The sequence below is a fragment of the Synechococcus sp. MIT S9509 genome, assembly GCF_047303035.1.
In the GTDB taxonomy this organism is placed as follows: domain Bacteria; phylum Cyanobacteriota; class Cyanobacteriia; order PCC-6307; family Cyanobiaceae; genus Synechococcus_C.
In genome coordinates this window covers 2305122-2319455 of the sequence record NZ_CP138940.1, presented here as the reverse complement: position 1 = coordinate 2319455, position 14334 = coordinate 2305122, and the positions used below count along the sequence as shown (strand labels likewise).

Sequence of the window (14334 nt, the reverse complement as noted above, 5' to 3'; positions counted from 1 at the left end):
GTGCGTGCTTGAAGCCACACCTGGGAGTTGAGAAACATCCGGTAGAAACACTGGAAATGACGGTGAACACGGTGAGTTAGGGCAATTGGCATAGGGACACTGACCAGCAAGGCAATTGTCACCGCACCGCTGAGTCCTTAAGGTGGCCGCATCTTGATCTGACCCCACCGGCGTGCGATTCCACATCCAACAGGAAAGCGACATCCCGGCATCGACCCAGCTCTACAACCAGATCTGTTTTGCGATAGCAGCACGGCATTACCCGCCCGGCCACCGTCTTCCCAGCACCCGTCAACTGGCGATGCAGACCGGACTGCACCGCAACACGATCAGCAAGGTGTACCGCCAGCTTGAAACAGACGGCGTCGTGGAAGCGATGGCCGGCTCTGGCATTTACGTGCGCGACCAGCAAAAGCCCCGCGAAATCCGAACACCGATCAACATGCGCAACCGCGGGGTCACTGACCTCGACCGAGAAGTGCGTAAGTGCGTGGACGGCCTCCTGAATGCGGGCTGCACTCTCCAGCAGACAAGGGATCTGCTGACCCGCGAAATCGACTGGCGTCTGCGCTGCGGCGCCCGGGTGCTGGTCAGCACACCGAGAGAAGACATCGGAGCCTCAATGCTGATCACAGAGGAGCTTGAGCCGAATCTCGACGTTCCTGTGGAAGTGGTGCCGATGGAGGAACTGGAGAGTGTTCTGGAGAGTGCCAGCAACGGCACCGTGGTAACCAGCCGCTACTTCCTTCAGCCCATCGAGGAGCTGGCCAAGAAACACGGCGTGAGAGCCGTTGCCGTGGACCTCAATGATTTCCGCGAAGAGCTGGCCATGCTCAAGGAGCTTCGCCAGGGAAGCTGTGTGGGCCTCGTCAGCATCAGCCCGGGCATCCTGCGCGCCGCGGAAGTGATCCTGCACAGCATGCGAGGCAACGAGCTGCTGCTGATGACGGCCACTCCCGATGTCGGCAGCCGACTGCTGGCGCTGCTGCGGGCTTCCAGTCACGTGCTCTGCGATCGTCCGAGCCTGCCTCTGGTGGAACAGAGCCTTCGCCAGAATCGATCTCAACTGATGCGCATGCCGCAGGTGCATTGCGCCGAGAGCTATCTCAGCGGTGACACCATTGAGCTGCTGCGCAAGGAAATCGGCCTGCAAAGCGGCTGATGAAAGCCAACTGTCAAAATGGTGCTCTCACGCGTTGAGGTTGCGGCTCCAAGGCATGTTCAATCACATCCGGGCCGACCTGGCGATCATCCGTGAACGAGACCCGGCCGCACGCGGAGCATTGGAGATCCTGCTCTGCTACCCAGGCTTCCAGGCACTGACCCTGCACAGACTGAGCCATCGGCTCTGGCGCTCACGCCTGCCCCTGAAGCTGCCGGCAAGACTGCTGAGCCAGCTGGGACGCGGTCTTACCGGTGTGGAGATTCACCCTGGTGCCACGATCGGCCATGGGGTGTTCATCGACCACGGCATGGGCGTGGTCATTGGTGAAACCGCCAAGGTGGGAGACCGTTGTCTGCTTTATCAGGGGGTCACCCTGGGAGGCACAGGCAAAGACCTCGGCAAACGCCACCCAACACTGGGCACCAACGTTGTGATCGGAGCCGGCGCCAAAGTGCTCGGAGCCATTGAAGTGGGCGCCAACACTCGCGTGGGCGCCGGTTCAGTAGTGGTGCGCAATGTGGAAGCTGACTGCACCGTTGTGGGTATCCCTGGACGAGTGATTCATCAAAGCGGTGCACGGATCAACCCATTGGCCCATTCAGCTCTGCCTGATGCGGAAGCCAGCGTGATCCGCAATCTGATGGAGCGGATTGATCAGCTGGAAGGCCAGGTCAGAAGTCTTCAGGAGAATCTCAAGACCGTGGTCGTCTCGAGCGGTCGCTCACTGGGAGAGATCCGCAGTGGGGAGGCACAGAATCTCAAGGACAGAGAAATTCTTGAATTCCTCGGCGACTGAAGCCGATGAAAAATAAATTTGTATCCCCTGATTCCGCTCAAACCGACTGCGGCTGTGGCTGCGATTGCGGCGGAGCCGGCTGGAACATGAACATGGAATAAATCACATTCCGGCGCATATTGGTCATCATGTCCAGGAACATGTCGTAGCCCTCATTTTTATATTCAATCAGGGGATCTTTCTGTCCATAACCGCGCAGGCCAACGGATTCACGCAACGCATCCATCGCTTGTAGATGCTCTCGCCAGAGCGTATCGATCTGCTGAAGAATGAAGAACCGCTCCGCCTCGCGCATCAATCCAGGACGCTGCTGCTCAATCTGGCCTTCCTTGAGGTCGTAGGCATTACGCAACTGCTCCTGCAGGAAGGCCTTGAGCTCCTCCATCGACAAACCCTGAAGCTGGTCTGGCTTGAGATCTTCAAGCAGATAAACAAACTCCTGAACTTTGCTGACCAGCTGGGCAACGTCCCATTCTTCCGGTGGCAGATCCGGGTTCACATAGGCCTCAACAATCTCATTCATGGTGCGCTCGCCGTAGCCAACCACCTGCTTCTTGAGCTCGCGGCCATCCAGCACGCGCCTGCGTTCCGAATACACCGCCTTGCGCTGATTGTTCATGACCTCGTCATACTCAAACACCTGTTTGCGAATGTCGTAGTAGTAGGTCTCGACCTTCTTCTGGGCTCCCTCCAGGGAACGGGTGAGCATGCCGGATTCAATCGGCATATCCTCTTCAACACGAAACGCATTCATCAGGCCTGCCACCCGCTCACCGCCGAAAATGCGCAACAGGTTGTCGCCCAGTGAGAGGAAAAAACGGGTTGAGCCCGGGTCGCCCTGACGGCCGGCCCGACCGCGCAGCTGGTTGTCAACACGGCGTGATTCATGGCGCTCGGTGCCGATCACATGCAGGCCTCCCGACTCCCGGACCCGGCCCTCTTCCTGCTTCACCACCTCGTCGTATTCAGCCTTCACCATGGCGATCGCAGCCCGCAACGCAGCGATCTGTGGATCATCGGTGGGGGCCTTTTCAGCAGCGGTCGCAATCCTGTCCTCCAGCTCGATCACGCTCAGGGCACGGTCACCCCAGACCTTGACCAACTCTCTGGCGAGCTCGGCAAGAGCCTGATCGGTGGCGTCGGTGAGCTGACAGGGATAGAGGCTGCCGATCGCTTTCGCTTCGCTGGGGGCACTGCCATGGGGCCCGGAAGCTGGAGCTGCTGTGTCAGCGAAGCCATCACCGCCATCGGTGGAGCGTTGCAACGGCACCGGCGGACGATGACCGTCTTCCGGCCGCACGAGCCGGGGCAGCAGCACTTCCCGCAACTTCAAACGTGCCATGTAGTCGCTGTTGCCACCAAGGATGATGTCGGTGCCGCGACCGGCCATGTTGGTGGCGATGGTGACGGCGCCGGAACGACCGGCCTGAGCCACAATCTCCGCCTCACGCTCCACGTTTTCCGGCTTGGCATTGAGAAGGTTGTGAGGAATGTTCTGTTCCGCCAGCAGGGAGCTGAGCAGCTCACTCTTCTCCACGCTCGTTGTACCCACCAACACAGGCCGGCCCTGTTGATGCACTTCGGCGGTCTCCTGGGCCACTGCACGCCATTTGGCCTCTTCGGTCTTGTAGACCTGATCAACCCAGTCCTGACGAGCACGTACCCGGTTGGTGGGCACGATGGTGGTTTCGAGTTTGTAGGTCTTTTCAAACTCGGTTTCCTCGGTCTTGGCCGTGCCGGTCATGCCAGCCAAGCGCGGATAGAGCAGAAAGAAATTCTGGTAGGTGATCGAGGCCAGGGTCTGGGTTTCCGGCTGAACCGCCAGTTGCTCCTTGGCTTCAATCGCCTGGTGCTGACCATCACTCCAGCGGCGACCAGGCATCACGCGGCCCGTGAACTCATCAACGATCACCGCTTCGCCTTCACGCACGATGTAGTTCACATCGCGGGTGAACAGGTCTTTGGCCTTGAGCGCATTGGTGATGTAGTGAGCCCAGGGATCCTGAGGATCAAAGAGATCACTGACGCCGATCATCTCTTCTGCCTTGGCAAAGCCTTCATCGGTGAGGGTGCAGCTGCGCTGCTTCTCATCCACCTCGTAATCACCCTCAGGGTCGATACCGTCTTTGCCCATCTCAGCAGCACGCTGCAGGGCTGCTGCCACCTCAGCAGCTTTCTGATATTTCTCCTGCGGACGCTCGACCTGACCGGAAATGATCAAAGGCGTGCGGGCCTCATCAATCAAGATTGAATCAACCTCATCGATCACACAGTACTGAAACTGGCGTTGAACCACTTCACTGATATCCGCCGCCATGTTGTCGCGAAGGTAATCAAAACCCAGCTCGGAATTGGTGGCATAAGTGATATCGCAGCCGTAGTTCATGCGCCGTTCAGCTGGAGCCATGTCCTGCTGGATCAAACCCACAGAAAGGCCCAGAAAACGGTGCACTTGGCCCATCCACTCGGCATCACGACGAGCCAGATAGTCGTTCACCGTGACCACATGAACGCCGCGACCGGTGAGCGCGTTGAGGTAACTGGGCAACGTCGCCACAAGGGTTTTGCCCTCACCGGTTTTCATCTCACCGATCTGACCCTCATGCAGGACCATGCCACCGATGAGTTGCACATCAAAATGACGCATGCCCAGCACCCGCTTGGCGGCTTCGCGCACCACAGCGAAGGCCTCCGGCAGGATCTCATCGAGAATCGGACGCTGGTTCTCAAGGCTGCCTGCCTCAGCGAGACGCTGCTGAAACGCGGTGGTCTTGGCGCGCAATTCATCGTCGCTGAGAGGGACAACCTCCTCTTCCAACAGATTGATATCTGAGACGATCGGCTGATAGCGCTTCAGCTTGCGGGCATTGGGGTCACCCAGCAGGAGCTTGAGCATGGAAATCGCCAAATCTTCTGCGGCTCAGATTACTGAGAGCAAGGGGAGAGTTCGTGAAAAAGCCCAAACCCGATCGATACACTGCCGCCATGACCCTCTCCATCGACGCGCTTAATCCCGAAGGCATCGCCTTGTTGAGGCGGCACAACCTGCTGCGCACCCTGGTGGAACGGCAGGTGATTGATGAGGCCGTGTGTGATGCAAACCTGAGTGAAGACGAGCAAACAAAAGCGCGCGCGAGCTTTCACCAACGCAATCGCCTGCAAAGCCCTGAGGCCATCGATGCCTATTGCGCCCAGCTCGGCATCACCCCCGAGGATCTCGAGCATCAGATCCTCAGGCCTTATCGGATTCAGAAGCACTGCGAAACAGACTTCCAAGCCAAAGCCGAAGCCCACTTCCTGACCCGAAAAAATCAACTGGATCAGGTTGTCTACAGCCTGCTCAGGGTGAAAGACGCCGCCTTGGCGAAAGAGTTGTATCTGCGGATCGCCAACAGGGAAGCCAATTTCGCTGACTTGGCAGCCGCCCATGCTCAAGGGCCTGAACGCACCACCAAGGGAATCGTGGGTCCTGTGCCGCTAACACAAGCGCATCCCTATCTGGCTGAACGCCTGCGAACCAGCTCGCCAGGGGTTCTTAATGAGCCTTTCCGAATCGATGAATGGTGGCTGGTCACCAGGCTTGAGAGCTACACCCCGGCCAGCTTCAGCCCTGAAATGGCTCAGAAGATGTCGAAAGAGCTCTTTGACATCTGGGTTCGTGAAGCCACCGACAGCCGGATGAGTAAGTTACCCCGGCTCCAGGACTGATGAGCAAGGAACAATCAATAATGATTGGCCACTTCGATGAGGAGTCTGCGCGTCTCTGCCGCTGCAAACACCTATGACCACGACTCCCATCGCAGCGCTCCAACAGCATCCGGCCTTTCGAGGTTTAAGCCAGAATGGGCTGGACAAGCTGAATCAAAGCGCCAAACTGCTGCGCTACCGCATCGGCCAGACCATCACTGATGCCTCCACGTTGCCCGCCAACGTTGTGTTGCTTGTCACTGGCCAGGCACGTTTGCTCGGCCGAGAGAAGGGTCAGCTGGTCACCCTGGCCAAAATGGGACCGGGTTTCGTATTGGGCCTTGCATCCCTGTTGCGCGGCGTGGCCTGTGAAGAGGTGAGTGCGTCCACGGATTCAACAGCACTGGCCATTCCAGACCAGTGCATTGCTGATCTCTATCGCAACGAAGAAAGCTTTCGGACTTGGTGTCAACAGTCTCTCTGGCCAGCAGAACTGACTGCACTGATTCAGGCAATTCAGCAACGATCGGCCCAAAGCGACGGGTCTCTTTTGCGCTGGCTCAAGCCCCTTTCAGAGCAATCCAAGCTCCTTGAACACACTGATCAAGCCCGCCAAAAGGCTGAGACAGAGGGCCTCAATGTGTACGCGCTTGATCACACCAATCCCACTGAACTTGGCGTTGCCATCAATCCCGGCGATCCACTGCCCTCGGGGGCAGCTCCTTTCAAGCCGCGCCTGATTGCGGTGCCGCAGGTTCTGGCTGAAGCAATCGCGGGAGAGGGCTCCTCATCAGCGGTGAATCCTGAGATCGTTGAGGAGAGCAAGCAAGAGTTGCTGACGCTGGAAGATGCTCCTGATCGGCCTGCCGCCAGCGGCCTGCACCAGAGCGGCAACCCGGGTTCCGGCAAATTCCGCCTGGTGCGCGGTCAGGGCCCCTTGCAGGAAACAATGGCCTGCTTCCAGATGATGGCGGCGGTGATGAATCTTCCCTTCCGCAGGGATTCGATCGAGAAAGTGTTGCGCGATGTGGTGCGGCGCGACCAGACACCCAATCTGCAGATTTGCGGGCAACTGGCAGCAGGACTCGGCCTGCATGTGGTGGCGGCCCGCGTACCAGCCAGCGAATCCACACGCCTGAAAACACCATCACTGATGCAATGGGATGGAGGCTTCGTACTGGTGATTGGCAGCAGCAGCAACGGCTTGCTGCTGGCCTCGCCAAGAGACGGTGAAATCAACATATCTCCAGAGCAGATCTCCGATCGTTTCCCGGAGGGTTTTGAGATTCTGTTGGTGGATCGCTCCCACAGCACTCCTGATCAAACCTTTGGCTTCACCTGGTTTTTGCCAGTGCTACGCCGTTATCGCGGCGTGCTGACGCAAGTGTTTGTGGCCAGCTTCGTGGTGCAGCTGTTTGGCCTGGCCAATCCGCTTCTGATCCAGGTCATCATCGACAAGGTGATCAATCAGCGCAGTCTCGACACACTTCAGGTGCTCGGAGTCGCTCTAGTTGCTGTGACCCTGCTTGAAGGGGTCCTCGGCAGTTTGAAAACATTCCTGTTCGCCGAAACCACCAATCGGATCGACCAACGCCTTGGCGCTGAGGTGATTGACCACCTGCTTCGCCTGCCTTTGGGCTATTTCGACAGGCGTCCTGTGGGCGAACTCGGAACACGCATCGCCGAGCTGGAGAAAATTCGCAATTTCCTAACAGGCCAAGCTCTCACAACAATTCTCGATGCCCTGTTTTCGGTGATTTATATCGCCGTGATGGCGCTTTACAGCTGGGTGCTCACCCTGGTTGCTCTAGCGGTGCTGCCGATTCAGGTGGGCCTCACCCTGCTGGGAGCACCGTTGTTCCGTCGCCAGTTTCGCCAGGCCGCTGAGGAAAACGCCAAAACCCAGAGCCATCTTGTGGAAGTGCTCACGGGTGTTCAAACCGTGAAAGCACAAAACGTGGAGATGGTGAGCCGCTGGAAATGGCAGGAGCTTTACAGCCGCTACATCGCCCGCACTTACGAAAAAACAATCACCGGGACAGCCGTCACCCAGGCCAGCCAGGTGCTGCAGAAGTTATCTCAACTTTTGGTGCTCTGGGTTGGCGCCTCAATGGTCCTGAAAGGTGAACTCACTCTGGGGCAGCTGATTGCATTCAGGATCATCAGTGGCTACGTCACCCAACCGCTGCTGCGTCTCTCGACGATCTGGCAAAACATCCAAGAGCTCAAAGTCAGCTTTGAACGTTTAGCCGACATCATCAATACGCCACTGGAATCAAATGAAACGGATCAAGCAAAAATACCCTTGCCACCCATTAATGGCAAAGTGACTTTTGACGATATAACTTTCAGCTTCGATCCATCATCACCTCCTGTTCTTAAAAACATCAGCGTGTCGATTGAAGCCAACAGCTTTGTTGGAATTGTGGGGCAAAGTGGTAGCGGCAAAAGCACATTGGTGAAACTATTACCAAGACTTTATTCACCGAATGCAGGCAGATTATTAGTTGACGAGTATGACATTGACAAGGTTGAACTCTATTCATTAAGAAGACAGATTGGCATCGTCCCACAGGATCCTCTGCTGTTCTCTGGAACAATTTCAGAGAATATTGCTCTTACTCAACCTGATGCAGACAGTGATGACATTGTTGAAGCTGCACGTATGGCAGGTGCACATGACTTCATCATGCAGCTGTCGAGTGGTTACAGCACCAACGTTGGGGAACGGGGTAGCAATCTCAGTGGCGGTCAACGGCAACGAATTGCAATTGCGCGAACGTTGCTGAGTAAACCAAAATTGCTGGTGATGGACGAGGCCACAAGCGCCCTCGACTATGACACCGAACGCCGTGTTTGCAACAACTTACTTGAATCGATTAACAACAGCACGGTGTTGTTTATTACCCATCGGCTGTCTTCGATTCGGCGCGCAGATCGGATTCTGATGATGCACAACGGTGCCTTGGTTGAGAGCGGCACCCATCAGGAATTGATGGATCTCAAAGGTCGTTATTTCGCCCTTTACCGTCAACAGGAGGCAAGCTGATGAGTTGGTTTCAACGCGGACAGAATGTTCTTGAGCAGGCTGTTAAAAGCACAGACCATGACGAGTCAGTGCTCGAGCAACCAAGACAATGGATGCAAGCGATCACCTGGGGGCTGATCGGAACAACCGCGTTTGGGGTGGCTTGGCTCTGCATCGCGAAAACCGAGGAAATTGTGGTGGCCACTGGCAAACTCGATCCCCTTGGAGCTGTAAAAGAGATTCAGATGCCGGTTGGAGGAATTGCCGACAAAATCCTGGTCAAAGATGGCGACCAAGTCAAAGCTGGTCAGGTCTTGATGAGACTTGACACGGAAACAAGCAGCCAGCAATTAAAATCTAATTTGCAAAATATTCTCCTTAAAGAAGAGCAACTCAAATTAAAGCTATCCGAACTCAAACGTTTTCAGGAACAGAATGATGAAGAAGTCAGGATGCTGGAAAGCAACCTAAAGCTTGAAAATGAAATTCTCAGTCGTTTCAAGACTCTTGCAGACCAGGGAGCATCCTCGGATTTGCAGTTTTTACAGCAACGCAACAAAGTGGAAGAGGTGCGCGGCAGGTTGTCGCAGGTGAAAGTGGAGCGTTTGCGTCAGACAGCGATTCTTCAGCAGGGGGTCCAGCAGCTGAAGTCAGAGCTCTCCCAACTCCAGGCCCAACGCACCGAAGCAGAGGTAACGCTCAAATACCAAGCCCTGCGCTCACCAGTTGATGGAGTGGTGTTCGACTTGCAGCCACGCTCTTCTGGCTATGCCGCGCAGAGCACCGAAACAGTGATGAAAATCGTTCCGTTCGACAAGCTCCAGGCCAACGTGGAAGTGCCCAGCCGTGACATCGGCTTTGTGAGGGTGGGAATGCCTGCAGACATCAGCATCGACTCGTTTCCCTCCACTGACTTCGGCGTTCTACAAGGCACCGTGAAATCGGTGGGTTCAGACGCTTTACCTCCCGATCAACAGAAACAACGCGACGAATACCGCTACCCAACAACGATCACACTTTCGAGCCAACAGCTCAAAATCAAAAGCGGACAGCAACTTCCCTTACAAGTGGGGATGAGCCTGACTGCAAACATCAAGTTGCGCAAGGTAACTTACTTACAACTTCTGCTGGGTAGCTTCCAGGACAAGGCTGATTCCTTGAGACAGATCTGATTCAAGAGCTTGTCATTACAAAAAACCCATAATTGCTAATCGTGCATAGGCCAATAGGACTGCAAAAAGCCCAATTCAACTGCTGTCACAACTTCCAGATTTTTCTGTTGACCGGCTGCAAAGCCGACATTATGATCATTGTGTTTCAATTCCAGTAGAACATTGGCCTTCTCCACTGTTGTCGGCTCAGACGGCATCACTTCTCTCGTCGGCACCACTGGCGTCGACGTAGCCTCAATTTTCACATTGCCTGATGAGGTTTTCATCGGTGGAAACACTGGTGATGACTTCGTTCTTCTTGATTTAATTCCTGACGCCGTTGCTTCGGATTATGAGATTCGCATGGGCGGTGGCGATGATGAATTGGACATTGCTGATGGTTTCGGCAGACAAGTCATCACAGACTCATTCATTTCACTTGATGGATTGACTCTGGCCAACGATGGCAAAGACACATTCAACGCCGACATTGTTCTCTTCTCTGAAGTCGTCGGAAGAGGTGGTGATGACACTTTCGATATTCTATTGCTTGACGAATCAGAGCTCAACGGCAACACGGACAACGACACAATCCGGATCGTCGACTCAATTGATTCAGAGATATACGGCGGTCAAGGCAACGACAGAATAAATATTTTTGCTGACTCTGTTGAAACCACAATCTACGGTAACAAAGGTGACGACGTAATCGAGGTCGGCTTTGCAAGCAGCAGATTCGTTGACAGTGCAATCTACGGCGGTCAAGGCAATGACGTGATTGACGTCTTTTCTGACAGTGACATTTTCGTAGTAGGTGATCTTGGATCAGACACCATTACCACTGCAGGCGGCGACGACGATGTAGAAGGTGCTGACGGCAATGACATCCTCGACGCCGGAGCTGGTGATGACGACGTAGAAGGCGGCAAAGGTGATGACACACTGACTGGTGGCCTCGGTGCTGATACTCTGTCCGGTGGTGATGGTACTAACGTCTTTGCTGGTTATGACGTAACTAATGCAGCTGGTGTTGCCGCAACAGGGAACACAGGTTTTGACACCATCACTGACTTCTCTTCTGGAGACACAATCAAACTGGGTGTACAGGGTCAAGTCGTAATTAACCGCGGTACTGTTTCATCTGACTTTGCGGGCAGTCTTGGACAGATCCTGACTGCTGAGTTCACTGGTGCGAATGGCTTCCTTTTTAATGATGATGTAGGCATCATCACCATTACCGCCGGCGCTTCAAATGCAGGTATCGCTGGAAGTTACGTTGTTCTCAACAACGACAATGTTGCTGGCTGGCAGGCCGATTCTGACAATGTGATCAAAATCAACAGCACTAGTCTGTTCACGCCAGCGAACATCGGTAATGTCGTTACTGTTTGATTTTTGTTCGATTTATTTAGCACCTCCTTCGGGAGGTGCTTTTTTTTACTTTTTATTATTCACGTGAATATTCTCTATATCCATCAAAACTTCCCTGGTCAATACAGACACATCAGCAATCATCTCGGACAAAAAAATGGTATCAACCAGATCGCACTGGGCACATACCCGAGCGATGTTGATTTAAGTACAAATATAAAATATTTTCGTTATCCCATCAATCGAGGCAATACGACAGACATTCATCCCTTGGCACTAGAAACCGAAAGTAAAGTCATACGAGCCGAAGCCTGCGCACAAGCTGCCAACAAACTCAAAGACAAGGGATTCTCACCGGATATCATCTGTGCACATCCTGGATGGGGCGAATCCCTGTTCCTGAAAGCAATCTGGCCACAATGCCCGATTCTTCTCTATCAAGAGTTTTTTTACCGTCTTGAAGGATACGATCTCAATTTTGACCCGGAAATACAACCAGCCAAGACTCTCGAAAGCACTTCCAAAGCTATCCTCAAAAACAACACAACACTGTTAGCGCTAGAACACAGCGACTGGAATGTCTGCCCGACACACTTTCAATGCAGCACATTTCCGCAACACTGGCAGCAATCCATCAGTGTGATTCATGATGGCATCGATACAAAGCTCGCCTGTCCGAATCCTTCCGCAGAAGCATTGCAACTTCCTAATGGAACGGAGCTGAAACCGGATACACCAATCATCACGTTTGTGAATCGTACGCTTGAACCGTATAGAGGTTGTCACACCTTCATTCGCGCGATTCCCGAATTACAACGCCTCTGCCCGAAAGCAAAGATTGTGGTTGTGGGTAAAACTGAGGGCGTAAGTTATGGCGCAGCTTGCCCTGATGGAGAGTGGAAAGATCAGTTTTTAAAAGAAATTGATGGTCAATATGATCCAGCGCAGGTTCATTTTACCGGCGCTCTTGCATACGAGCAGTTCCTGCATCTCTTGCAATTAAGCAAGGCACATGTTTATCTCACCTATCCATTCGTGCTGAGCTGGAGTCTACTAGAGGCAATGAGTACGCAATGTGCCGTCGTGGGATCGGCTACAGCACCTGTTCAGGAAGTCATCAAAGACGGCCAAAACGGTTTACTGGTTGATTTCTTTGACCATCAAGGACTGGCCGAAAGCGTTGCTGAACTGCTGAATAATCGCGACTTAGCAGAAACATTGGGCCGCAATGCGCGTCAAACCATCCTCAAAAACTACAGTCTCCAACAGTGTGTGCCGCGTCAGCTGGCGCTGATGAAAATGGTGGCTTGTGGGGCCCTCAGCCGTCGCTAATCAGCATGATGACATCAACAAGAAACGCAGATCATCAAAGCAAATCTTCACCTTAAAGATCAATAATTTCTTATTCAAATCAAATGTTTATTGTTAAGTCAACCAACTGATTCCATAGCATTTTTCCATCGTCCGATAGGTCGACTGAAGCTGCTCACGCAAGCGCAGTCTCAAGGTCTCAGGAACATCGGCTGATTCACCGCGCCCGGCATTGGCCGGTATTGTTCCCTCAGGGCTAGGCAGCGCGTCCAACTCAAGAAAGTTCAGCACACGCTGCCAAACCAGAGCCTGTTTCTCAAACAGATCCTCACTTTTAAGCAGCAGCAGTTTATTGGTTGCAAAACGCCGCTCATAACGAGCCAACTGCTGCTCATAGCGACTGCGGGCAAGGTAACTATGTTCCTGGTGGCTGCGATGAGTCGCACCAACCTCAGCCAGCTTCAGGCCAGCAGCCAACAAGCGATCCTGCTCAGAAGCCAGCGCCTCCTCCAGCCCCAGGTGCTCGAGCCCTAGGCGGCAGGAATGAAAATACTGCGATAAACAACGCTCCACAGGATCACGCAGCAACACGATCAATCGCGCATCTGGCAGTAATTCGGCAATTCGCTGCGGAGCATAGGGGTGAAAAATGTAATAGGGGGTGATGTCACCGCAACATTGATCTGGTGCCGCAGCAGCGAAGCGATCCGAATACCAGCTTGCACCACGCGCATAGTGCAAGCTGAAAAAATGCAGCTCTTTCTCCGGAGGCAACCACACCTGAGGATGCTGCTCCAGCAACCGCTGCAACGTAGTGGTTCCGCCCTTTTGCACCCCCAGCCCCAGGAACTGGGGCAAACGACCAGCGGTGCTTGGCATGTTCACCCTTTCTCCTTCGCACTGGCAGTGCTGGCAGAACGCAATGGCAACGCCCCCAGCTGACTGAGAAAAGAGGGGTGTCCATGCTCCAGGCAGAGGAAATCACGCTCTCGCCAGATCGGCTTGAGAACAGGGAAATGATTCAAAACGGTGCCGGTAGCAGCCGTCTCCAGCGGCCCTACGAATTCAGTGGGCTGCGCCTGGCGCTCCACAAGCATTTTTCGTTGAGCTGCGCTCAAACAGAAACTGCCGGAATGGGGATTGCTTGCAACAGCAAAACCCACGGATCGGCCATCCCAAAAGCTGCCGCGCGCCACTTCTTTTTCCTGATCACTCCAGACAGGCTGCTGTTGCTCAGTGGGCTTGGTTGGCCCGTCAACACATAAACGGATCGGTGCATCTGCAACGCAGTATTCCTGTCGATGGGGCATCAGAACAAATTGATGTTCAGTGCGTTGAGTAAACCAGATCTGTTTATCCACATAGCGCGGATCTTGAATCACAAGATCATCCTCCAAGTAAAGAGAAAGATCAGCAACTTGCTTGTTTTGATGCACAAGCCATTGCGCAGCAGCAAGAGGTAATGAACGCGGATCGTCTAATGCCAAAGCATGCACAGTCAAACGCCCAGTGAATTGCTCCACCACGTCCTTTAGGTAATACTCTCCATTCACAAACACATGGAGATCTATCTTCATGCCTTTCAGTCGCGTGGTGCTGTCATCGAGAGCTGGTGCAACCTCAATCGCCTGCTGAGCATGGTTCAGTATCAAATCCTGAGGCTGACGATTGAGCGCCAACACCCCGGACAGGCAGCGAGCCAATGCCAGTTGGCGTGCAAATCTTGTGCCCGCACGCGTCGAGCCATAGCCCGTTGTTGCAGTACCTTCCTTGTAAAAGTGAGGTACCGCAACCGCGACACGACAAAGTCTCACCCATTCCGCCC

The 14334-nt window shown here is 54.1% G+C and carries 10 protein-coding genes; 7 read left to right on the top strand and 3 right to left on the bottom strand.

From position 1 onward, the window contains the following. The first annotated feature begins 172 nt into the window (after window positions 1-172). Both SIB73_RS13055 and cysE read left to right on the top strand, forming a co-directional pair. Complete coding sequence (locus SIB73_RS13055) at window positions 173-1162, top strand: GntR family transcriptional regulator (RefSeq protein WP_413404471.1); 990 nt, start codon at window positions 173-175, stop codon at window positions 1160-1162. A 10-nt stretch (window positions 1163-1172) separates the two neighbouring features. Continuing rightward, a complete protein-coding gene (gene cysE / locus SIB73_RS13050) occupies window positions 1173-1961 on the top strand; it encodes a serine O-acetyltransferase (RefSeq protein ID WP_413406169.1) in 789 nt (262 codons plus the stop codon). 37 nt (window positions 1962-1998) lie between these two features. Here the strand turns inward: cysE and secA are convergent, their stop codons facing one another. Beyond that, window positions 1999-4857, bottom strand: coding sequence for a preprotein translocase subunit SecA (gene secA / locus SIB73_RS13045; protein ID WP_413404473.1), 2859 nt, complete (start codon window positions 4855-4857; stop codon window positions 1999-2001). A gap of 89 nt (window positions 4858-4946) precedes the next feature. Between secA and SIB73_RS13040 the strand changes: the two genes are divergently transcribed. The 5 genes from SIB73_RS13040 to SIB73_RS13020 all read left to right on the top strand — a co-directional run bounded on the left by SIB73_RS13040 (window position 4947) and on the right by SIB73_RS13020 (window position 12530). Beyond that, window positions 4947-5669 carry a peptidylprolyl isomerase gene (locus SIB73_RS13040; RefSeq protein ID WP_413404475.1) on the top strand — a complete coding sequence of 241 codons (723 nt, stop codon included), beginning with the start codon at window positions 4947-4949 and terminating at the stop codon, window positions 5667-5669. Between the two features lie 73 nt (window positions 5670-5742). After that, complete coding sequence (locus SIB73_RS13035; protein ID WP_413404477.1) at window positions 5743-8697, top strand: peptidase domain-containing ABC transporter; 2955 nt, start codon at window positions 5743-5745, stop codon at window positions 8695-8697. Continuing rightward, complete coding sequence (locus tag SIB73_RS13030) at window positions 8697-9848, top strand: HlyD family secretion protein (protein ID WP_413404479.1); 1152 nt, start codon at window positions 8697-8699, stop codon at window positions 9846-9848. Before SIB73_RS13035 ends, SIB73_RS13030 begins: the two co-directional genes overlap by 1 nt. A gap of 162 nt (window positions 9849-10010) precedes the next feature. Beyond that, complete coding sequence (locus SIB73_RS13025) at window positions 10011-11219, top strand: calcium-binding protein (RefSeq protein WP_413404481.1); 1209 nt, start codon at window positions 10011-10013, stop codon at window positions 11217-11219. Between the two features lie 63 nt (window positions 11220-11282). Continuing rightward, on the top strand, window positions 11283-12530 hold the full coding sequence (locus SIB73_RS13020) for a glycosyltransferase family 4 protein (protein WP_413404482.1): 1248 nt from the start codon (window positions 11283-11285) through the stop codon (window positions 12528-12530). Window positions 12531-12623: 93 nt separating this feature from the next. Here the strand turns inward: SIB73_RS13020 and SIB73_RS13015 are convergent, their stop codons facing one another. Both SIB73_RS13015 and SIB73_RS13010 read right to left on the bottom strand, forming a co-directional pair. Beyond that, window positions 12624-13388, bottom strand: a complete 765-nt coding sequence (locus SIB73_RS13015) for a sulfotransferase family protein (protein ID WP_413404484.1) — start codon at window positions 13386-13388, stop codon at window positions 12624-12626. A gap of 2 nt (window positions 13389-13390) precedes the next feature. Continuing rightward, on the bottom strand, window positions 13391-14323 hold the full coding sequence (locus SIB73_RS13010) for a hypothetical protein (protein ID WP_413439620.1): 933 nt from the start codon (window positions 14321-14323) through the stop codon (window positions 13391-13393). Between the last annotated feature and the right edge of the window lie 11 nt (window positions 14324-14334).

Excerpts from the sequence above, each read along its gene's own strand:
- SIB73_RS13035 (WP_413404477.1), top strand. The coding sequence starts at position 5,743 with ATGACCACGACTCCCATCGCAGCGCTCCAACAGCATCCGGCCTTTCGA.
- SIB73_RS13015 (WP_413404484.1), bottom strand. The coding sequence starts at position 13,388 with ATGCCAAGCACCGCTGGTCGTTTGCCCCAGTTCCTGGGGCTGGGGGTG.
- SIB73_RS13040 (WP_413404475.1), top strand. The coding sequence starts at position 4,947 with ATGACCCTCTCCATCGACGCGCTTAATCCCGAAGGCATCGCCTTGTTG.
- secA (WP_413404473.1), bottom strand. The coding sequence starts at position 4,857 with ATGCTCAAGCTCCTGCTGGGTGACCCCAATGCCCGCAAGCTGAAGCGC.
- SIB73_RS13030 (WP_413404479.1), top strand. The coding sequence starts at position 8,697 with ATGAGTTGGTTTCAACGCGGACAGAATGTTCTTGAGCAGGCTGTTAAA.